Source organism: Allobosea sp. (assembly GCF_017308015.1).
Lineage (GTDB): Bacteria > Pseudomonadota > Alphaproteobacteria > Rhizobiales > Beijerinckiaceae > Allobosea.
Genome location: NZ_JAFKFW010000020.1, coordinates 1 through 20,702 on the forward strand (window position 1 = coordinate 1; position 20,702 = coordinate 20,702).

A 20,702-nucleotide genomic window follows, 5' to 3' on the forward strand; every position below is an offset into this window, starting at 1 on the left:
CCCCAGCCCTATCAGCCGCCGCAGGCGCCCTCGCCCGGCGTGCCCGGCACCGGCGACGAATGGATGTCGCAGCCGGCGCCGGTCCCGCAGCGGCAGGCTCCGCCGCCTTCCAGCGGCGGCCAAGCCCTGCCCCGCCGCGACCAACTCCTGACGCCGAACGCCAATCCGCTGCTGCGCGCCGCAGGCCCGCTCCTGCTCCTGCTCGGGCGGATGCGCGCCAATCTCTCGAACGCCCCCTTCGCCCAGCTTCTTGGCCAGGTCGGCGAGACGATCGAGGCCTTCGAGCATGAGGTCCGTGCCGCCGGCGTCTCGGCCGAGACGGCGCAGACCGCGAAATACGTCATCGCCGCCACCGCCGACGACATCGTCCAGAACATCCCCGGCGACGACCGCCATGTCTGGACCCAGTACAGCATGCTCTCGCGCTTTTTCGGCGAGCGCATCGGCGGCGTCCGCTTCTTCGAGATGCTCGACAAGGCCAAGGCCGATCCGTCGGTCAATTACGACCTGCTGGAGCTGATGCATGCCTGCCTGGCGCTGGGCTTCCAGGGCATCCATCGCACGTCTGCCGGCGGCGCCAACAACCTCCAGATGATCCAGCGCAACCTGTTCGAGACCTTGCGCCGGGTGAAGCAGCCCGATCCCGAACTCTCACCGCGCTGGCGCGGACAGGCTATCGCGCAGGCGGTCGCCGGCTTCAAGGTGCCGGTCTGGTCGGTGGCCGCGATCGCGGCCGTCGCCCTGCTCGGCGTCTATTTCGTCTTCCGCGCCCTTCTCGCCGGCAATGCCGAGGCGGCCTCGACCGCCCTGCTCTCGGTTCATCCCAAGGGCGAGATCGGCATCATGCGCAAGGTCTTCACGGCCCCCCCGCCGCCTCCCCCACCACCGCCGCAGCCGCCCAAGGTCTGCGCCGCCGTGCAGCCGCCGATCGTCTGCCTGGTGACGCCCAACGTCGTCATCGTCCGCCTCGTCGGCATCACCCTGTTCGAACCCGGTCAGGCCGCCGTGCGCACGGAGTTCCAGCCGCTGATCGAGCGCATCGCCGGCGTGCTGGAGCAGGAGGGCGGCGCGATCAAGGTCGTCGGCCATAGCGACAACGTGCCGATCCGTACCGCCCGCTTCCCGTCCAATGTCGAGCTCTCGCAGGCCCGCGCCAAGGCGGTTGGCGATGGGCTGAAGGCCAAGCTCAGCAAGCCGGACAGGATCGCCACCGAGGGCAAGGGCGCCGACGCCCCGATCGCGCCGAACAACACCGCCGATGGACGCGCCCAGAACCGGCGCGTCGAGATCCTGATCCAGCGTCAGAACTAGGAGGCGGAACGATGAACCTCGCCACCTGGCTCCGCATCGTCGCGATCCTGATCGGCGCGCTCGCGCTCGCTGCGCTGATCTGGTTCGGTGGCCCCTTCGTCGCCTTCGGCGAGGTCCGCCCGTTCGAGTCCGTCTGGGTCCGCCTGCCGATCGCCGTGCTGCTGCTTGTCGGCGCGCTCGGCTGGATCGCCGTCATCGTCATTCGCCGCCGCAAGGCGACGGCCGCGCTCACTGAGGCGCTGGAAAAGGAAGAATCGACCGGCGACGGCGCCGCCCTTTCCAGCGCGATGAAGGATGCGCTGGCAACCCTGAAGAGCGCGCGCGGCAAAGGCGGCGATTATCTCTACGACCTGCCCTGGTATGTCATCATCGGCCCGCCCGGCGCCGGCAAGACGACCGCACTGGTCAATTCCGGCCTGAAATTCCCGCTGGCGCGCGGCACGACTCCGGCCGCTGTCGCCGGTTCGGGCGGCACGCGCTATTGCGACTGGTGGTTCGCCGAGGACGCGGTGCTGATCGACACCGCCGGCCGCTACACCACGCAGGACACCGACACCAAGGCGGAGAAATCGAGCTGGTTTGCCTTCCTCGACCTGCTCAAGACCAATCGCCCGCGCCAGCCCATCAACGGCGTGCTGGTCGCGATCAGCGTCGAGGACCTGCTGACCTCCTCAGCCGAAGAGATCGCTGCCCATGCCGACGCGATCCGCGCCCGCCTGCTCGAACTGCACGAGCGCCTGAAGGTCGATTTCCCGGTCTATGCGGTCTTCACCAAGGCCGACCTGATCGCCGGCTTCAACGAATTCTTCGGCCAGTTGACCGAGCCGCAGCGGCGCATGGTCTGGGGCCATACCTTCCAGACCGCCGACAAGACCCGCAACATGATCGGCGACGTGCCGCCGGAATACGACGCGCTGATCGAGCGGCTGAACGAGCGCCTGCCCGACCGTCTGCAGGATGAGCACAACCCGACGGCGCGCGCCCAGATCTTCGGCTTCCCGAGCCAGATGGCGACGCTGAAGCGTTCCATCGTCGATTTCCTCACCCGTGTCTTCGAGCCGACGCGCTACCACGCCAATGCGACCTTGCGCGGCTTCTATTTCACCTCGGGCACGCAGGAGGGAACGCCGATCGACCAGTTGATCGGCGCCCTCTCGCGCAATTTCGGCTCGGACCATGCCGGCGCAGCCTCCTTCTCCGGCAAGGGCAAGAGCTATTTCCTGACCGAGCTGGTCCAGAAGGTCGTGATCGGCGAATCCGGCTGGGTCTCGACTGATCTCGGCGCCGCGCGCCGCACCACCGCGCTGCGCATCGCCGGCTTCGCCACGGTCGCGCTTTTGTCGCTCGCCGCTCTCGGCCTGTGGTGGACCAGCTTCTCGCGCAACAGCGACCTGATCACCGCGACCAATTACGGGCTGTCCGACTACCGCAGCGCCGCGGCGCCTGTGTTGCAGGAAACCACGATCTCCGACCGCAATTTCAGCCGCATCCTGCCGCTGCTGCATAAGCTCCGGAACATGCCGGCGGGCTATGCGACGAAGAGCGAGCCGACACCGACGCTCGCCACCTTCGGGCTCAGCCAGCGCGACCGCCTCCAGAACGCGACCGAGATCACCTATCAGCAAGCGCTGGAGCGCATGCTGCGCTCGCGCATCATCTTCCGGCTGGAGGAGCAGCTCGAGGCCAACGCCAACAATCCCGGCTTCGTCTACGAGGCGCTGAAGGTCTACATGATGGTCGGCGGCCAGGCGAAGCTCGACCGCGAGCTCGTGACCTCCTGGATGCGGCTCGACTGGGCCGAGAACCTCTTCCCCGGCCCGGCGAATGCCAAGGGCCGCGAGGCTCTGGAGGAACATCTCGCCGCCATGCTCGATCTCGACGAGGGCACGGGCGAGCCGATCGTCAAGCTCAACCAGTCGCTGATCGAGCAGAGCCAGCGCACGCTCCGCCGCCTCAGCATCGCCGAGCGCGCCTATGAGCTCCTGCGCACGCAGTCCCGCAGCGAGAGCCAGAAGGACTGGGTCGTCTCGCAGCGCGGCGGCTCCGATGTGCGCCTGGTCTTCGAGGGCATCACCGGAGAGGATCTCGACCAGATCCGCGTGCCCTATTTCTACACTTATGACGGCTTCCAGAACGCCTTTATCGCCAAGCTCGGCGATATCGGCGACCAGATCGAGCGCGAGCGCTGGGTGCTCGGCGAGAACCTCGACCAGCAGGCGATCACCGCCCAGTACGCCACGCTCTTCCCTGACCTGATGAAGCTCTACAGCCGTGACTATGCCGCGAGCTGGCAGCGCATGCTGAAGCGCCTGAAGCTCCGGCCGCTCAACGCCGACAAGCCGCGCTACGTCGCGCTCAGCGCCATCTCGGCCGCGACGTCCCCCTTCAAGCAGGTGCTGGAAGCGCTCCGCGACGAGACTCAGCTCACCAAGGAACGCCCCAACGCCAAGAAGGCCGTCGCGCAGGCCGCGGCCCAGGCAGCCGCCGATACGCTAGCCCAGCGCGCGAGCAACGCCTTGAGCCGCCTCGGCACCAACCTGCCGCTGGCAGCGCCCGGCGTCGACCGCGTGCTGGCGGGCGGCGGGCCCGATACCGCGCTCGGCGCCGATATCGAATCGCAGTTCAAGCCCTTCCACGTCCTCGTCGATGGCGATCTCGGCCGCCGGCCGGTCGACCAGCTCCTCCAGACGTTCTCGGAGATCAACCAGAACCTCGCGACAGCCGCGACCAACCCGGCCCAGTCAGCGGCGGCGAATGCCGCGCTCGTGCCGCTGATAGCGACGCTCCGCGCCAATTCCTCGCGCTATCCCGCCCCCTTCGACGGCATGGTCATCCAGGCGGTCAACGATTTCGAGGGCGATGCCACTGGCGCGACCGTCGCCCTGCTGCGACAGGCCCTGGCCGAGCAGGTCACACGCGTCTGCACCGAAGTGATGAACAACCGCTACCCCTTCACCAAGGCGAGCACGCGCGACGTGCCGCTCGCCGATTTCGCCCGGCTCTTCGCGCCCGGCCAGATCATGGACAAGTTCTACAAGGAGCGGCTCGAGCCCTTCGTCGACACCTCGAAGCCGCAATGGAACTGGCGCGTCGACAGCCGCGTGGCCCGCGCGCTCTCGCCGACGACCTTGCGCGAGTTCCAGCGCGCCAACGAGATCAAGGAGGCGTTCTTCCCGACCGGCGGCAACCTGCCCTCCTTCCAGATGGTGGTGACACCGACCGCGCTCTCGGCCGATGCCGCCAATGCCAAGCTGGAGATCAACGGCTTCACCGTGACGAGCCAGCAGGGCGTCAACACGCCGACCCCGGTGATGTGGCCGGGCGGCGGCGTCGGCAAGACGGCGGTGACACTGACGCTCGGCGGCGGCAGCAACAATTCCGGCGGCATGTTCAGCGGTGGCTTCTTCTCCTCGGGCCAGCAGGGTGGCGGCGGTCAAGGTGGCGAGGCCAAGCTCTTCGAAAAGGAGGGCACCTGGTCCTTCTTCCGCCTGCTCGATGCCGGCTCGGTGCTGAAGCAGGGCGACAATGTCGGCTTCAACCTGAATGCCGGCGGCCGGCAGGTCGGCTACTCTTTCGGCGTCGGCTCGCTCAAGAACCCGCTGATCCTGCCGGCGCTGCGGGAAATCCGCTGCCCAACCGGGATCTGAGCCTTGAGCTGCGGCCTCTTCGGCAAGCTGCCGGCCAAGCGCGACTTCATCGCGCTCAACGCCCCCTCCGGCTTCCTCGCCACTTACGAAAAATGGCTCCAGGGCGGCCTGACCGCGAGCCGGCTCGAACTCGGCAATCGCTGGCAGGAGGCCTATCTCAACGCCCCGATCTGGCGCTTCTGGCTCGGCGGTGCCCATGGCGGGCAGACGGTGGCTGGCGCCTTCATGCCCTCCGTCGATGGCGTCGGCCGCTATTTCCCGCTGGCGGTCTTCGCCGCCGCCGGCCCGGGCGCCGCGATCCCGCCGCCGGAGCTCGATCCGCAGGACACATGGTTCGAGGCGATCGAGGATTTCCTGCTGCAGGCGCTGGAGCCCCAAGCGAGCTACGAAGCCGTGGCGCAGCGCCTCGCCACCCTGCCCGTCCCCCACGACCACCATCTCGCCGCCCCGCCGCAGGACATGGTCCGCCTCTCCGACGGCACCATCGTCAGCGCCGCGATCGCCTCCGGTTTCCCCGAGCGTCTGGCCGCCTTGCGCGTCGAAGACCATGCCCGCGCCTATGCCCATGCGTGTTATCTTTGGACTGTTGGCGGCCCAAATTTCGAGCCGCTGGCCCTCACCGGCCACGCCTTGCCCGATCCCTATCTCTTCGCCGGCCTGCTCACCGGCCGCTTCGACGGCCACCTCGCGCCCGAGCGAGCCGGGTCATGAGGGCGACACCATGAACGACGCCCCGCGCCGAAATGCTGATTTCGAGACCGGCTGCATCAGTCATACCGGCATGGTGCGGAAGGCCAACGAGGACAATTTCATCCTGCGGCCGGAAATCGGCCTCTGGGCCGTCGCCGACGGCATGGGCGGGCACGAGAACGGCGCGCTCGCCAGCGCGACCGTCGTCGCGGCGCTGGAGGCGGTCGGCGCCGCAGGTTCCGCGCCGGACCTGCTCGCCATGCTCGAAGCCGGCGTGCTCAAGGCCAACGAGGACCTGCGCGCTGAGGTCGACCGGCGCGGCGCGACCATGGGCGCGACGCTCGTCTGCCTCCTGATCCACCAGCGCCATTTTGCCTGCCTCTGGTCCGGCGACAGCCGCATCTACCTGATCCGCAGCGGCATCATCGCGCAGGTCTCGCGCGACCATACCGAGGTCCAGGACATGGTCGATCGCGGCCTCCTCACCGCCGAGGAGGCGAAGCGCTCGCCGCGCCGGCACATCATCACCCACGCCATCGGCGTCCACGAGACACCCGAGCTCGACCTCGAGAACGGCGAGATCGCCGATGGCGACGCCTTCCTGCTCTGCTCGGACGGGCTGACCGAGCATGTCACGGACACGGAAATCCTGGCTGCCGTCCAAGCCGGTAACGCGCAGGAGGCGTGCGACGCCCTGCTGGCGCTGACGCTGGAGCGCGGCGCGCACGACAATGTCACGGTCGTGATCGTGCGCTATCGACAGGGCATGAGCGAAAGGACACGCTGGATGCCGAACCGGTCCATACGCGGGGGCACGACGCCAGGGAGCACAACGCCATGAGCGACGACTCCGAGCGCACCGTCTTCGCGCCCCGCGCCAATGCCCGCATCGGCACGAAGCTGAACGGCATCTACGAAATCGAGAGCCTGATCGCCGTCGGCGGCATGGGCGAGGTCTACAAGGGCCGCGCCATCCAGACCGGTGATGCCGTGGCGATCAAGATGATCCGCCCCGAGATGGCACGCGACGAGGCCGTGCTCGCCCTGTTCCGGCGCGAGGCGGCAGCCCTGCACAATCTCTATAACGAAGCCATCGTCCGCTACTACGTCTTCGCCATCGATCCGGTGAGCGAAACGCCCTATCTCGCGATGGAATTCGTCGACGGCCAGCCGCTCTCCGAGCGCATCCGGCAGGGGCCGCTCAGCGTCGAGGAAGCCGACATCCTGCGCCAGCGCGTGGGACCCGGCCTGCATGCGGCGCATCGGCTCGGCATCATCCATCGCGACATCTCGCCGGACAACATCATCCTGCCGGGCGGCGATCCCTCCCGCGCCAAGATCATCGATTTCGGCATCGCCCGCTCCAGCATCCTCGGCGAGGGCACGGTGATCGGCTCCGGCTTCGCCGGGAAATACAACTATGTCTCGCCCGAGCAGCTCGGCCTCTACGGCGGCGAAGTCTCCGGCCGCTCGGACATGTATTCCTTCGCGCTGGTGCTGGCCCAGGCCCTGACCGGGCGCGCCATCGACATGGGCGGCAGCCAGGTCGACATCATCGACAAGCGCCGCCGCCTGCCCGATCTCTCCGGCGTCGATGCGCGCATCCGCCCGCTGCTGGCACGCATGCTCGCGCCCGACCCCAAGGATCGCCCCGCCGACATGGCCGAAGTCGCCAACTGGCAGGCGCCGGCTTTCGGAAAGACGGCAGCGGCCAAGGCGCCGATCGGCAAGGCAGATCCGGAAAAAGCGGGGCGCTCGCCCCTGCCGCTCGTCGCCGGCATCGCCGTGCTCGCGCTGCTGGCAGGCGGCGGCTTCTACGCCTGGACGACTCTGGGCGGCAGCCAGCCCCCGCGTGTTGCCACCAACGAGCCACCGCCGCTTTCGGAACAGCCGTCCACCAGCGCCCCCACGACAACGAACGCGCCGCCCGCCCTGAGCGAAGTGCCCGCCACGAGCGCCCAGCCGGCACTCACCGAAGCGCTGGCACAGCCATCCGCGTCCGCAACGCCGGCTGCGCCTCCAGCCACCGAGAAGCCCGTCGCTGCGCAGAGCCCGCCCTCGCAGCCTCCGACAGCTCAGCCTCCTGCCGCGCAACCGCAAGCCGGGCAGCAGCAGCCTTCGCGGCCTCAGCGGCCTCCGTTCAGCTCATCGGGATCGCAGATCGCGGTCAATGTCGAACCGCCCCCGCAGCAAGCCCCTACACGTCCGCCGGGGACGGAATCCGTCAAGCCGCCTGTGGCCGTCGAAGTGAAGCCGCCGGAGCCGCCGCCCGTCGCGGTCGTCATCCCGACGCCGCCCGCCAGCCAGACAACCTCGCCGCCGCAGGCCGCCGCCATGGTTCCGGACCCCGAGCCGCGTACCCCGGCCGAGCGGATCGAGCGCTATGTCCGCGACTATGACGGCGGCTCCTGCTTTTTCCTCTGGCCGCTGGAGATCGGCGATCGAAAGGCGACGCTGGAAGGCTTCGGCAGTTCGTCCGCACCCTTCGTCGCCTTCGACAGCGCCTTCAAGGCCGCGCAGGGCTTCGAGGCGCAGATCCACCTGCGGCCGATGACCGAGGCGCAATGCCCGATGGTCGATTTCCTGCGCCGGCCCGGTATCGGCATCGACCGCAGCCCGCGAGTTCAGATCGGCGCCTTCAATATGAAGAGCGGCGACATCCTCAACGGCTCGGTCGAGGCCGGCGGGGGCCAGAATCTCGACGTCGTGCTGATCGGCGACGACGGTCTCGTCTACAATCTCGCAAGCTTCATGAAGCGCGAGGGCGGCAAGGTGACCTTCAACCTCAAGCTGGAATCGACCGGCGGCGCCGCCCGCCCACAGACAGTTCTGGCACTGGTGACCAAGGAGGCCCTGCCGGCACTGTCAGGGCCAAATCCGTCGCCGGCTTCCGAATTCTTCGCCAATCTCAAGCTCGACCTCGCCCGCCAGAGCGGCAAGCTCGGACTGGGAATCAAGTATTTCCGGATCGAGTAAGGCGATGACGGACGAGGCGTCCACCGGGCTCTCTCCTTGAAGGACAAAGCCCGGCCGACACTCTCTCAATCCTCGCGATAGAGTACGCCCCACTCGTCCTGCCAGACGCCGGCCTTGTCCTCGACGACGATCGGCGCCCTGATCTCGTTAGCGAGACGGATCGCAGTGCGGAAGGCGTCCTTCGCGGCCAGCTCATCGCTGACGAAGTCGTTGACGAGATGACCGCCGGCGAGATCGGCCGGGCAGAGCACGCGTCCGAAGGCCTCGCCGCCGCGCTGGGAGAGGCTGAGCGTGATGGCATCGGTCGGCGGCTCGTCGACCTGTTCGAAACGGTTGGCCGGCATGGGTCGTCTCCTTTCGGTGCTCGCTGGGAGCGGATGGCCGCGCGCGGCGGCAAGACGTCATTTCTTCGGTTGCGGTCGGGCGATTCCTGGCCCCTGCCCCGGCCGGACCGCGCTGTAGCGGTCGAGCCTGACCTTGATCATCTCGTTGAATTTCCTGTGGACCTCGGAGACCGTGAGCACCTTGGTCTCGCCGCCGGCATCGGCATAGAAGATCGGCCGGTTGGCCTGGGCCGGCTTGGGCAGCAACTCGGCTGCCTTGACGCCCGGCTGCTCCTCCATCGTCTCGATGAAGGTCTGCGCGGCATCCGGGCCGAGGAAGTGGATCAGGTAGATCTCGCCGCCGGTGAGATGGCGCCCGAGCGCCCGCTCCAGCCGGAGCGTGTCGCGCTTGAGCATCTCGGCCGCCAGCAATGCCGAGATATAGGGCTCGCGCCGCATGTCGAGGATGCGCTGGCGCTGGGCAGCGTCGGTCACGACGAATTGCCGGCCGGACTTGCCGATAAGCTTGGCGTCGGCGCCAAGTCCATGCTTTGCGCCGAACTCGTAGATCACGCCGAGCCAGGTCTGCTCGATGAACTGGTAGAGCCCGGTCGCCGAGGAGGTCTGCGCCTTCACCGCCGTCGAGAACGAGGATTCCTTGTCGGCGACGGCCATCAGCAGGGTCGGGTCGGCACCGACGACCTTGCTGGCGCGCACGATGGTATCGACGAGATGGCGGCGGATCTTGATCGGCCCGAAGGTCAGCACCTGGTCGGGATCGCCACTGGAGATCTGCGGCGGCGGCTGCGGCGCACCGCTGGACGAGACCGATCCCGGCGGCGGCCCACCCTGCATCTTCGGCGGCACCAGCAGAATGTTGGACGGCAACTGCAACTGGTTGACCGGCACCTGCTGGGACGGTGCATCCTCCTGCGGCTTGATCGCCGCCAGAGACGGATCGTTGTCGAGTGCGAACTGGGCCGCCTGCCGCGCGCCCTCCAGATCCTGCTCGACCGAGGACAGGATCAGCGAGGGCCGGGCCGGCGCATCCTTCAGTGCAGGGGCCTCGACGGCCGCGACGTCGACCCCGCGGTCAGGCTCCGCCCGCTCCCGCTGCTGGAGCCGCGCATAAGCCAGGCCGAGCACGGCGGCCGCGACGCAAGCGACCCCGACTGCAACGGCCGCGATCGCCGCGTGCCCGGAGAAGGCCTTCCGCGGTCGCGTATCGGGCGCTTCGGCAGCGGCCGTAGATTTCGCGGGGGAGGCTCGCAAGGAAGCCGGAGGAGCGGCGGCCGCCTCAGCCGGCCGAGTCGAAGCGCGTCGCGGTCGCTCCGCCACTGCCGGTCGCACGGGAGTGGGCACGGCCGGAGCGGATGATGTGCGCGGAAGCGGCAGGCTGGGCGTCACCGGCGCCGCGACCGCCTCCGGTCTCCCGGTCACGAGGCTGCGCAGCCTCTCCAGCCATCCTGCATCGCTTCGTCCGGCAAGGGCCGTCAGATCATCGACAAGCCGCTGCGCGGTGATCTGCGCTGCCCCGGTATCGCGCGTGATCATACCGATCGCAGCCTTGCCGGGCTGCTCCGAAGCCGCCTTGAGGGCGTAGAACCAGAGCTGGAGCGGCGTGCGCCGGCTTTCCAGCGGCGTTCCGGCCGCCGGATGGATCATGTAGTTGCAATGCTGGCAGGTGAAGCCGCGCAGCTTCGGGCGCGGCTCGAATTGCGCCGGCCGGCCACAGGCTGGGCAGTTCATGCTTGTGCCGCCATGGCGCAGGCGCATCAACGCGGCGAGGCAAGCCTCCTCCGGAAACAGCGCCTGGAATTGCCGGAAGCGCTCGCTCATTCAGCCGGCCCGCGCTCCATCGCCCCGTGCCGCAAGGTTACGCCTGGCACGGGCGCTCCACAATCGTCACGCCCGCAGCAGCCCGAGACGCGCGACATCCTTCAGGTGCATCGCCACCTCCTCCGCCGTTGCCCGCTCCGGCAGGCCTGGGATCGTGATGCCGGCGGCGCGGGTCTCGTCGAGGAAGGCGTTCATCCCATCGAGCAGCATGCGCTGGTCGCGCGAGCCGTCGAGCAGGCAGACGAATTTACGCACGACGACACCGTCGAGCTGCACGGTGCGGTGACGCAGATCGGTAACCTCGGCGGAGGTCGAGGCCTGCCAGCGCGCGATCTCGCTGGCGGCCGGCTTCTCGCTGATCGCCGTCGTCAATGGCGGCGCTTCCAGGCGTATGTCGAGCAGCCCCGCCTTGAAGATCGCGATCAGGGCTTCGTCCAGCCGGGCGATCTCATGAATGCGGTCCGGCCCCAGCTCGCCCGCCGCATCGCGGCAGGAGCGATCGACGAGCTCATCCCAGCCGATGCTCGCCGGCCAGATCGTGCTGAGGATGGCGAGTGCCGCCTTGCAGAGCGGCAGGTCGACGGCAAGCTGCACGCCTTCGTCGAAGTTGAAGCGCTGGACGCCGGGCTTCTCGCCGTCCTTGGCGGGCACCAGCCGCGCATTGGCAGCGAGATGATAGGGTTTCAGCGAGCCTGGGCGGACGCCGCGCCTGAGCGGGACGTCCGCCCTGCACAGCAAGGTCTCGCGAAAGGCGCGGCCAATCAGCAGATCCAGCGTCTGCTCGCGCAAGGCCATCTGCTCCAGCGGCATCCTGTCGAGCATCTGCTGTGCCGGCCCCTTGGCAGCGCCGTAGAGGTTCGGAAACGACGCCTCGGCCAGGAACTGCAGGCCATGCTGCCCGGCGACCGAAAGCACCTCGTGCAGCGCGAAGGCGCGCGCGCCTGGATTGAGATCATCGTGATAGAGGACATTGTCCGGCAGTTCGTCGACCTGCTTCAGGCGCTGCCGCAGCGCCGCGCCATGGAAGCTGTCGGGGTCGCTCGCTTCCGCGATCTCCTTCAGGGCCGTGCGGGCAACGCTGACCCGCTCGCGCGGGTCCTCGATACCCTTGACCGCGAAGAGCATGACGTCGCGCGCGATATCCCGCAATCGGCAGCCGGGCAAGGCGTTATAGCTGACATAGGCCACGCCCTGCGGCGCCAGCAATTGCCCGAACAGCACGATGATCCGCTCGCGCACCGCATCCGGCACCCAGGAGTAGACGCCGTGGACGATGATATAGTCGAACGTCCCGATCTCCTCGTCCACGGCGAGAATATCCCGCTGCTCGAAAGCCAGATTGGTGAGCCCGAGCTCCGCGACATTGATGCTCGCCTGCCGCACCGAGTCGCCGCTGAGATCGATGCCGAGGAAGCGGCTGCCGGGATATTGCGCCGCCATGGGAATGAGATTGCCGCCGCGCCCGCAGCCCAGTTCGAGGACGCGCATGTTCGTCGGCAAGGCGGGGGCCATGCCGTGGAAATGCGCGATGGTCGCCAGCCGTGATGGGTGTGTCTGCGAAAAGGAATGGCCGGGATAGGCCACGGCATCATAGGGATTGATGGCAGGATCGCTCGTCATGGCCGCTTCCGCCCTGCTCCGTCGGCATCATTCCACCCGAAGCGTGCCCTCGACGCCTCATTCATTTGAAGGAGCGGCCTCCGGGACCGCCCGCCGGAATTGGCAGACAGGCCCCGTTTACGCTGACAATAAGGTCACACCTTCACGATCTTACTTCAAATACCGCTGCAACCGACGCAGCTAACGCAAGGTACGATCTGCAGAATGGCGCATTCGGCTTCGCTGCCCGTCCGTGCTTCTTCCATGAGATCGGGTATTGCTTCAGCATGCGGCTTTCTGGGAACCTCCCTCATATGGCGGACGCCCCTTCGAACCACGAGTGTCAGACAGATCCAGCGAGTCGTTCTTCTCGCGCAGGGGAAGCAGCATGCGGATACATGCCCGGGCCTATGCGTATCTCGTCGTCGCATGGACGGTGCTCTTCGCCGCGCTGAGCCTCGGCGCCACGCCCGCTCTCGCCGAGAAGCGCTTCGCCTTCGTCATCGGCAATGGGGCTTATGCCAATGTCACGAAGCTGCCCAATGCCCTGAACGACGCCAACGCCACCCGCGCCATGCTGCAGGAGGCAGGCTTCGACATCACGCCGGCGCTCGATCTCTCGCTCGCCGGCCTGCGCAGCGCACTCGACGTCTTCGTCGACAAGGTCCGCCGCAGCGGCCCGGATACCACGGCGCTGGTCTATTACGCCGGCCACGCGGTGCAGCTCGACGGCGCCAACTATATCCTGCCGACCGATATCCGCCCGCAGATCGCGACCAGCATCGCCGATCAATCCCTGTCGCTGGGCGATATCCTGCGCCGCCTCGACGGAGCCGGCGCCAAGTCGAAGATCGCGATCCTCGACGCCTGCCGCGACAATCCCTTCGCCAACCGCCAGGTTGCCCGCGGCCTCGCCCTGCAGATCGTCGACGGCGCCAACGAAGGCATCAGCAGCGAGGCAGGCCTCGCCCGCATCGATTCCGGCAGCGGCACCTTCGTCGCCTTCGCGACCTCGCCAGGCTCCACCGCAGCGGACGGCACAGGCAACAACAGCCCCTTCACCACCGCCTTCCTGCGTGAGGCACGCGAGCCGGGCCTCGCCGTCGAGCAGATCTTCCGTCGCATCCGCCTCGCCGTCTACGATTCCACCAACGGCACCCAGATCCCCTGGGACACCTCTTCGCTGATCACGGAATTCAGCTTCTTCCAGCGTCCGCCCGCTGCTCCTGCGGCCCAGCCAGCGACCGCCGGCAACGTGCCGATGACCACGCGTCCGACACTCGCCGCGCTGCGTGCCATGTCCCCGGCCGATGCCGCCCGCACCGCGATCGCCTGGGACCGCAGCGACATCTATGGTAATGCACTGGCCATCAATCCCGAGGACCAGACCGCGCTGCGCCTCAACCGCATCCTCGCACAGCGCACCGACGAGCGCGCCTGGGCCGAGGCCGTGCTCGCGGGCGATGCCGAATCCTTCAGGCTCTACGCAAGGCTTTACCCCGTATCAGAACACACCGCCGCGGCTCTGCGTCTGGCCGCGACCGCGCCCAGCCGCAACCGCGTTCAGGTTGCCCAGACCTGCCCGGTCTGCCCGGCCATCCAGCAGCCCCGGACGCGACGCGCCGACTACACGCCGCGCGGCGTCTCCCCGACGCATGCCGGCGCGCCGCATCAGGCTCCCGTTACACCTCCTTACGCGGCGCCTCCCCCGCCGCCGGGGCCTCAGGCTCAGGCGCCGGACCTGCCCATGCTCTTCCCCGAGCGCCCGCGCTGGACCGGCTTCTATGTCGGTGGCTCCCTCGGCGCCGGACGCCAGGGCGGCCGCACGACCGTCGCCGGCCCCTTCGGCAGCCCGACGATCCCGACGACGATCATAGTCCAGACGACTCCGATTCTGATTACGGCTCCCGGCCCCGCCAATCGCGCGCCCTATGCGATCGATCCGGCAGCGGTACCAGGCCGGCTCTCGCCGGACGGCAACGGCGTGGCCGGCGGCGCACAGTTCGGCGTCAACTACCAGATCGGTGCGGTCGTCATCGGCGCCGAGACCGATCTGACTGCGACGCGCCTCGGCGGCAGCCGGACAAGTTCTGCCAATCCAGGCGGAACCCGCTTCACTACGCGGGCCGAGAGCGATGTCTCAATGCTGGGGACAATACGCGCCCGCGCCGGCTTCGTACTCGGCGATTTCATGATCTACGGCAGCGGCGGCTATGCCTATGGCCTGCTCGACCAGAAGGGCTCGATCTCGCCCGACAATTCCGCGACCACATCCGGCGTCTCGGCCTCGCGCTCCGGGCTTGCGAGCGGCTGGGTGCTCGGCGGCGGTGTCGAATACGCGATCCTGCCGGGCATGACGCTCCGGCTCGACTACACGCATTACGATCTCGGCAACCGGAAACTGACCCTGCAGGATTACACCGGGCTCGCGCCCACCCAATACGCGATCATGCGCACTCGCTCCTCGGGGGACATCGTCAAGGCCGGTTTCAACTTCGGCTTCTGAAACCGCCGGGGTCCCGTCTGGCCGCAGCGTCGAGCACGCCGGGACCGCATCTGGCGATCAACTCCCATCGGCCTCTTGACACCGGCGGGTCCGATGGGGAATTTGGCGCCCGATGCGGGTGTAGCTCAATGGTAGAGCAGCAGCCTTCCAAGCTGAATACCCGGGTTCGATTCCCGGTACCCGCTCCACTTCCCTGCCCTTCCGAATGCCCGGTTTTCCCGTTGATGCCTATCCGGCAGAATTGCGCCGGGACGCGGGTAACGTCGGAATGACGCACCGCAGCGCCGCGGTCGGCGCTCGCGCGTTTACAGCGTGTCGGACGAATCGTGCGCCCGCCCACCCCGCTGTCCGCCGCGGCTTCGTGTCGAACGCCTGAACAGCGTCGTGTGGATCGCCTGCAGGATCGGTTGCGGTTTCCCCAGAAGATAGCCCTGCACTTCAGTGCAGCCTGCCCGATCGACCGCGTCGAGCTGGTCCTGCGTCTCGATTCCTTCCGCGGTGGTCGCCATACCGAGTTCGGCCGCCAGCGCAGCGACGGCGGCGACGATCGCGGCACTGTCGGAATGGGCCGTCATATCGCGGACAAAGGAGCGGTCGATCTTGATCTTGTCGAGCGGGAAGAGCCGCAGATGGCTCAGGCTGGAATAGCCCGTTCCGAAATCGTCGAGCACGATTCGGACGCCGAGTTCCTTGAGGCTTTTCAGCGTCCCGAGATTGCGATTGTCGTTGGCAAGCAGCGCGGTCTCTGTGATCTCCAGTTCGAGCCGCGCCGGATCGAGCCCGGTCTCGGCCAGGATACCGCGCACGGTCGCGACCGCGTCGCCGAAGATCAACTGCACGGGCGAGAGGTTGACGGCGATGCGGAGGTCACCCGGCAACCGGGCCGCGTCCATGCAGGCTTGGCGAATGACCCATTCGCCGAGATCGACGATCAGTCGCGTCTCTTCCGCCAGCGGCACGAATTCCGCCGGCCCGACCAGCCCCCGGCCGGGGTGATGCCATCGGAGCAGTGCCTCGAAGCCGCAGAGCCTGCTCGATTTCAGGTCGAAGATCGGCTGGTACGATAGCTCGAACTGCCGCTCCTCAATCGCCTTGCGCAGATCCATTTCGAGGGCGAGACGGGCGCGCAACTTCTCGTCCATGGCAGCCGTGAACACGCAACAGACGCCGCGGCCCTCCGCCTTGGCCTGGTAGAGGGCGAGGTCGGCCTGTTTCAGCAGGAGGTCGGCGTCGAAACCCGGCCCTTCGGCGATGGCGATACCGACGCTCGCGGATATCGAGATCGTCCGGTCCTGAATGGAATAGGGCTGGCTCAGGATCTCGATGATACGGGCACCCAGCGCCTGCGCCTGCTGCGGCTGCTCCCGGCCGAGGCTGAGAACCGCGAACTCGTCCCCGCCCAGCCGGGCGACGCATTCCGTATCCGGCACGCAGGTCGCCAGCCGCTCCGCGACCGAGAGAAGCAGCAGGTCGCCGACAGGGTGCCCGAGCGTGTCGTTGACGTCCTTGAAACGATCGAGATCGAGGAAGAGCAGCGCAACCGTCCCCGGCTCGCCCCCTTCCTGCAGCAGCGACTTCGCGATCTGGCTGCGGAAGGCGAAGCGGTTCTGCAACCCCGTCAGGTCGTCGTGATGGGCCAGGAAGCGGATGCGGCCTTCCTGCTCGAGCAGCGCCACATTCTGCTGCCGTGCCTCTTCGGCCGCTTCGTTCGCCCGCATATTGGCGACAGCGAGATCCGCGAGCGCTTCCTTGAGCGCCGTGATGTCGGTGCGGATTCCGACGGTCCCGCCATCCCGCATCCTTCTCTCCGAGATCAGGAGCCAGCGACCGCCCGGCAGCAGGCGCTCGATCGAGCCGCTGCCCTGCCGGTGCCAGGTCGCGATATCACGCACGAACGCATCGATATCTCCGCCGGCCTGGGGATACTGGCCGAGTTCCGCCCCCTTCCGGATGATGTCCTCGAATCGCGCTCCCGGCACCATGAAAGGCGCGCTCAGGGCATAGAGTTCGCGGTAGCGCTGGTTGCACGTCACCAGCCGGTCGTCCCTGTCCCACATCACGAAGCCGTCGGACATCGCGTCGATCGCATTGTCGAGAACGGTCGCTGCCCGCGCACGCTCGGCATCCGCCCGTTCACGCTGATGGATGGCAAGCAGAATAGCCCCCGCAAAGGCCGTGAGGAGCAGCACCGCGACGGCCGCCGCAGTCACCGTCCTGTCGCGGTCGTGGCGCCAATCCGCGAGGAGCACCGCGCTCTTTGCGCTTAGAACGACCCGGATGTCGCCATAGAGCGAATTTCTGACCACGTTGAGCGTGCTGGTGTCGCTCGCCCTGTCTCCTGCCATGAAGGCCTTGCCGTTCTCCGCCCGCTCGGGCAGTGCCACAGCGCGGACTTTGCCGATCAGCAGTTCGTCGTGCGGCAGCGTCGCGACGATCTCACCGTTGGCACGCTCCAGCGAAATCCGGGTGCCCGGGCCGATGCTGGCCTCCCCCAGAAGCTTCATGAGGGTGTGCAGAGGCACTTCCGCAACGGGGATGATGCCGTGCCACGCCGGAATCCGGCGCGCGACATAGAGCGCCCAGTCGCCGGTGACGGCATTGCGGAGCGGGCCGATCAGATTCGTGGGCGTACGCCCGACCATTGCGACATCGAGTGGCAGCGCATGGCGCGCCCCGCTGGCTCTGGCGGAGGCCACGATGCTACCGTCCGGTCCGACGAGTTGCAGATCGCGAAACGCCATCGTCTGGAAATTGAGGCCGCGAAGCAGGCGGCTGGCGGCCTCTCTCTGGCCAGGGCCGATCTGCGCGACATCGAACAGGGTCGCAAAGCTCGCCAGTGCCCCATCGACCTGCAGCAATTGCCGGTCCAGCGCATTCTCGACCGCGACGGCCGCGCCTTCCAGGGAATGCTCGGCGGTGCGCCAGGCAGCTTCCTCCCTCTGGCGAACCAGATTGGAGGCGCCGAAAGCCGCCACCGCCATGATGGCCGCCATCCCCGCTACGACCATGAGTTTGAGGCGCTTGATCATTGATCCTCGTCGAGGCGGCGCGTCACCGCGTCCGGGGCTCGATGGCGTGGAGCGGTTTGAGGTAGGTGTTCCAGGCCGAGACGCAGTCCTGGCCGCAGCGCTCGATCCAGCGCGGCAGGACGACCTCCGCCAGGAGGCGTCGGCGCGCCGCGTCCGCCGGAAGGGCCGGCACTACGGTCATCGGCCGCTCGGGCTTGCCCGAACAGGTTTCCGTTCCGGCATTGCAGGCGAGGCCGCGCAACGTATCGGCTTCCGTCTGCGACCAGATCCGCTCCTCGAGCCCGCTCACGCCTTGGCGGATGATGCTGCGCACATCGGCCGGGAGCGCATCCCAGTAAGTCCCGTTGGCTCCGAAGATCGAGATGCCCCAGTTCAGCGCGAAGGCGTGAACGGCGACGGCAACGCGCGGCAGCCCGATCTCGTAGCCGCTCAGCGTGCCGGTGATCGCGCAATCTGCCACCCCACCGCGCAAGGACGCGGCGATCTCGGCAAAGGGCAGGATGATCGGCACGGCGCCCATAGCCGCCATCAGCTCGGATTGCGCGACCGACGAGGTTCGTATTTTCCGGCCGGCGAGATCGTCGAGCCCCTTGAAGGGCTTGGCGCAGAACAGCACCTGGGCGGGCAACGCGTAGATTCCGAGAAGTTCGATATCGTAGCGTTCGCGCATGACCTCGCGCAGGTGCGTCCTGAACGCCGAGACCGTGCGGCGCAGCGTCGCGACATCGGGATTCAATACGGGCAGATCGACAGCGCTGAATTCCGGCTCCTCCCCGGCGATGGCGCTGAGCTGGGCCGTGCCGAACGACACGACGCCGAGCCGCATCAGTTGGAGCATCTCCTGGTTGCGCAAGCCACCCGTATCGAGCGGCCGGATCGTCGCACTGATCCGCCCCTTCGACAGCGTGTTGATCTCCGATAGCCAGAACGGCTGTTCGATCTTGGTGTATTGGGTGATACTGGCGAGCCCGCCGATGATCTGAAGTTTGATCGGCTCCTCGGCGCGCACCCGCGCCGGAGCACCGCAGTCCGCGAAGACAAGGATGGCTGCGGCCGCTGCAATCACAGGCTGCAGACGACGGTGCGGGCGAGATGTGATGGCGATATCGCAGGCCCTGGCCATCTCCCCCCCGGTGTCAGCCCGTCAGATCGGGATGATATTCAGCCGCCGCGGTTAACCGCGGTTGAATCGGCAGCTCGCATTCGAGCCGAATTCGCATCTTTTCGCTGCATTCGACACGCAGAGCGCGCATCCGGCGGCACGTATGCGACCCCATGGCTCGCACTGGATCCGTGTCCGTTCTTCAAGGGGCGCATCTGTCGGAACCGGCTTCACCTCACGGCGACAAGGTCCTCAAGGATGCGGCCGGGAATTGTTCCCGACTCTGTCGCGGCTATATTGCAAAAGCGCGATATCGCCGAAGCCCGGCACAACAACGCCGGATTATGGATTCGGCTGTTGTCGTACAAACGAAGATTGCTATGCTCGGTCAACTAGCGCTCCCCTTGCAGATACACGCCCTGACCTCCAAGGCTCTTCCCGCCATGTGCGTCAGGCGACAGAACGCGAGGCGGGGCAAGGCTGCCGAACCGCCGCCGGCAGAGCCTGAAGATCGGAAGCGGCCGGGGACGACAGCATCGGAAGGGATCGGGGGAATGATGCGTCTGGGGGCGATGGCGGCACTTTTGATGCTGGCTTGTCCGGCATCTGCGATGGGCGAAGTGCTGCGCCAGGGAGAATTCCTGCAGGACTACGTCACCTGCGAAGCATGGTTGAAACGCGAGGCGGCGGATGCGGAGATTCATGGCCTGATCGGCCGCTGGGCGATCGATTCACTGCGCCGGAGCTCCCCGTCGCGGCTGTCGAAATATGGCGATGGCGAAGTCCTCGACGCGGTCGAACGGCAATGCCGGGCGCAGCCGGGCAAGACGCTGACCGTCGCCACCTTCCTCGCCGGGCTTCGCTTGCCGGAATAGCGCCCCGCGCGGCCCGAAGCCTCCTCCGCGGCGCGTTTCCGACGCCCGCCGCGTCAGAACGATGGCAGTACGCCGTTGCCGAAGCTGTCGGAACGCCCGGCGAAACTCGTCCCGCTATCGCGCTGATAGGCGGCTCCGCTCTGCCGGGCAGGCGCTGGACCGGGATCGAGAAAGCTGCGCTGCGGCGGCTGGATGGTCATGCTCTGGACCACCGGCGCTTCTGAGAATTCAGCAGGCTCGCGGGAGGCGCAGCCGCCCAGCGCGGCGAGAAGGATCGTGGCCGGAGCGAGTTGGATAAGACGCATCGTTCCCTCATCGAGGCAGCGCGGAAGCAAAGCGCAAATCACCTATGCGAGTCGCGCGATCGAAACCGCATTATCGGGATAGCGCCCGGAAAAGTACATCGAGGCTTCGCCCGGCAGATTCGCGCCACGACCTGCCGCCGCAACCGATGGACCGCCGATATCCCTGACCGGAGTGTTCCTCATGTTACGTCAGGCCCGTCCGCGACGGCCGGGCGGTGGCACGAATTCGAGCTGCTCCTCCGCCACCGTCCCGTCGGGCAGCACGACGGCTTGCCAGCAGCGATTGCCGCACCGAACAGAGAGGCGCCAGCGCCCCTCATCCTCCGCCTCGCCGCGCTCGACCAGGCTCTTCACCAACCCGCGGCGCATCAACTCGCGCAACTCCTCCGCCGACCAGCCGAAGCGCTTCGCCAATCGCGCGGCATCGAGCACGAAGGAGCCGTCCTCTCCCCGGACGAAGGGAAACTCGGGCGCCGCCTCACCCGCGATCATCGCATTTC

At 67.4% G+C, this 20,702-nt stretch carries 14 protein-coding genes and 1 tRNA gene; 8 read left to right on the forward strand and 7 right to left on the reverse strand.

The annotated features are described in order from the left end of the window. The 5 genes from tssL to J0I42_RS16445 form a co-directional block, all read left to right on the forward strand. Nucleotides 1–1,311 (forward strand): type VI secretion system protein TssL, long form (tssL, locus tag J0I42_RS16425; protein WP_366509839.1); only part of this gene is annotated, 1,311 nt, incomplete at its 5' end. A gap of 11 nt (nucleotides 1,312–1,322) precedes the next feature. After that, the gene (gene tssM / locus J0I42_RS16430) at nucleotides 1,323–4,958 is read left to right on the forward strand and encodes a type VI secretion system membrane subunit TssM (RefSeq protein ID WP_291656306.1); all 3,636 of its coding nucleotides are present in this window, start codon (nucleotides 1,323–1,325) and stop codon (nucleotides 4,956–4,958) included. A 3-nt stretch (nucleotides 4,959–4,961) separates the two neighbouring features. Next, nucleotides 4,962–5,669, forward strand: coding sequence for a type VI secretion system-associated protein TagF (gene tagF / locus J0I42_RS16435; RefSeq protein WP_291656307.1), 708 nt, complete (start codon nucleotides 4,962–4,964; stop codon nucleotides 5,667–5,669). A 10-nt stretch (nucleotides 5,670–5,679) separates the two neighbouring features. Then, entirely contained in the window at nucleotides 5,680–6,489 is an 810-nt protein-coding gene (locus tag J0I42_RS16440; protein ID WP_291656308.1) for a PP2C family protein-serine/threonine phosphatase, read from the forward strand. Next, complete coding sequence (locus J0I42_RS16445; protein ID WP_291656310.1) at nucleotides 6,486–8,624, forward strand: serine/threonine protein kinase; 2,139 nt, start codon at nucleotides 6,486–6,488, stop codon at nucleotides 8,622–8,624. The genes J0I42_RS16440 and J0I42_RS16445 overlap by 4 nt, the downstream gene beginning before the upstream one ends. A 65-nt stretch (nucleotides 8,625–8,689) precedes the next feature. Here J0I42_RS16445 and J0I42_RS16450 read toward each other — a convergent pair whose 3' ends face one another. The 3 genes from J0I42_RS16450 to J0I42_RS16460 all read right to left on the reverse strand — a co-directional run bounded on the left by J0I42_RS16450 (nucleotide 8,690) and on the right by J0I42_RS16460 (nucleotide 12,406). Then, nucleotides 8,690–8,968: a hypothetical protein gene (locus J0I42_RS16450; protein ID WP_291656311.1), complete on the reverse strand. Its 279-nt coding sequence runs from the start codon at nucleotides 8,966–8,968 to the stop codon at nucleotides 8,690–8,692. Between the two features lie 57 nt (nucleotides 8,969–9,025). Then, nucleotides 9,026–10,786 (reverse strand): transglycosylase SLT domain-containing protein, encoded by a 1,761-nt coding sequence (locus tag J0I42_RS16455; RefSeq protein ID WP_291656312.1) that lies wholly within the window; start codon nucleotides 10,784–10,786, stop codon nucleotides 9,026–9,028. A 66-nt stretch (nucleotides 10,787–10,852) separates the two neighbouring features. Further along, entirely contained in the window at nucleotides 10,853–12,406 is a 1,554-nt protein-coding gene (locus J0I42_RS16460; protein WP_291656313.1) for a methyltransferase domain-containing protein, read from the reverse strand. Between the two features lie 367 nt (nucleotides 12,407–12,773). On the opposite strand from J0I42_RS16460, the gene J0I42_RS16465 reads away from it, so the two are divergent. Together J0I42_RS16465 and J0I42_RS16470 are read left to right on the forward strand one after the other, a co-directional pair. Next, a complete protein-coding gene (locus J0I42_RS16465) occupies nucleotides 12,774–14,891 on the forward strand; it encodes a caspase family protein (RefSeq protein ID WP_291656314.1) in 2,118 nt (705 codons plus the stop codon). Between the two features lie 114 nt (nucleotides 14,892–15,005). Further along, nucleotides 15,006–15,079 (forward strand) — tRNA-Gly (locus J0I42_RS16470). A 117-nt stretch (nucleotides 15,080–15,196) separates the two neighbouring features. Here the strand turns inward: J0I42_RS16470 and J0I42_RS16475 are convergent. Together J0I42_RS16475 and J0I42_RS16480 are read right to left on the reverse strand one after the other, a co-directional pair. Beyond that, the gene (locus tag J0I42_RS16475) at nucleotides 15,197–17,920 is read right to left on the reverse strand and encodes a bifunctional diguanylate cyclase/phosphodiesterase (protein WP_291656315.1); all 2,724 of its coding nucleotides are present in this window, start codon (nucleotides 17,918–17,920) and stop codon (nucleotides 15,197–15,199) included. Nucleotides 17,921–17,942: 22 nt separating this feature from the next. Then, the gene (locus J0I42_RS16480; RefSeq protein WP_291656317.1) at nucleotides 17,943–19,043 is read right to left on the reverse strand and encodes a TRAP transporter substrate-binding protein; all 1,101 of its coding nucleotides are present in this window, start codon (nucleotides 19,041–19,043) and stop codon (nucleotides 17,943–17,945) included. A gap of 170 nt (nucleotides 19,044–19,213) precedes the next feature. Here J0I42_RS16480 and J0I42_RS16485 point away from each other — a divergent pair, with 170 nt between their 5' ends. Next, nucleotides 19,214–19,897: a hypothetical protein gene (locus J0I42_RS16485; RefSeq protein WP_291656318.1), complete on the forward strand. Its 684-nt coding sequence runs from the start codon at nucleotides 19,214–19,216 to the stop codon at nucleotides 19,895–19,897. Nucleotides 19,898–19,950: 53 nt separating this feature from the next. On the opposite strand, the gene J0I42_RS16490 is transcribed toward J0I42_RS16485, so the two are convergent. Then, nucleotides 19,951–20,202 carry a hypothetical protein gene (locus J0I42_RS16490; RefSeq protein WP_291656319.1) on the reverse strand — a complete coding sequence of 84 codons (252 nt, stop codon included), beginning with the start codon at nucleotides 20,200–20,202 and terminating at the stop codon, nucleotides 19,951–19,953. Between the two features lie 189 nt (nucleotides 20,203–20,391). Beyond that, the gene (locus tag J0I42_RS16495; RefSeq protein ID WP_291656320.1) at nucleotides 20,392–20,694 is read right to left on the reverse strand and encodes a DUF6522 family protein; all 303 of its coding nucleotides are present in this window, start codon (nucleotides 20,692–20,694) and stop codon (nucleotides 20,392–20,394) included. Nucleotides 20,695–20,702 lie beyond the last annotated feature (8 nt).

Coding starts and splice junctions, on each gene's coding strand:
- tssM (WP_291656306.1), top strand. CDS start 1,323: ATGAACCTCGCCACCTGGCTCCGCATCGTCGCGATCCTGATCGGCGCG.
- J0I42_RS16440 (WP_291656308.1), top strand. CDS start 5,680: ATGAACGACGCCCCGCGCCGAAATGCTGATTTCGAGACCGGCTGCATC.
- J0I42_RS16445 (WP_291656310.1), top strand. CDS start 6,486: ATGAGCGACGACTCCGAGCGCACCGTCTTCGCGCCCCGCGCCAATGCC.
- J0I42_RS16450 (WP_291656311.1), bottom strand. CDS start 8,968: ATGCCGGCCAACCGTTTCGAACAGGTCGACGAGCCGCCGACCGATGCC.
- J0I42_RS16455 (WP_291656312.1), bottom strand. CDS start 10,786: ATGAGCGAGCGCTTCCGGCAATTCCAGGCGCTGTTTCCGGAGGAGGCT.
- J0I42_RS16460 (WP_291656313.1), bottom strand. CDS start 12,406: ATGACGAGCGATCCTGCCATCAATCCCTATGATGCCGTGGCCTATCCC.
- J0I42_RS16465 (WP_291656314.1), top strand. CDS start 12,774: ATGCGGATACATGCCCGGGCCTATGCGTATCTCGTCGTCGCATGGACG.
- J0I42_RS16475 (WP_291656315.1), bottom strand. CDS start 17,920: ATGATCAAGCGCCTCAAACTCATGGTCGTAGCGGGGATGGCGGCCATC.
- J0I42_RS16480 (WP_291656317.1), bottom strand. CDS start 19,043: ATGGCCAGGGCCTGCGATATCGCCATCACATCTCGCCCGCACCGTCGT.
- J0I42_RS16490 (WP_291656319.1), bottom strand. CDS start 20,202: ATGCGTCTTATCCAACTCGCTCCGGCCACGATCCTTCTCGCCGCGCTG.
- J0I42_RS16495 (WP_291656320.1), bottom strand. CDS start 20,694: ATGATCGCGGGTGAGGCGGCGCCCGAGTTTCCCTTCGTCCGGGGAGAG.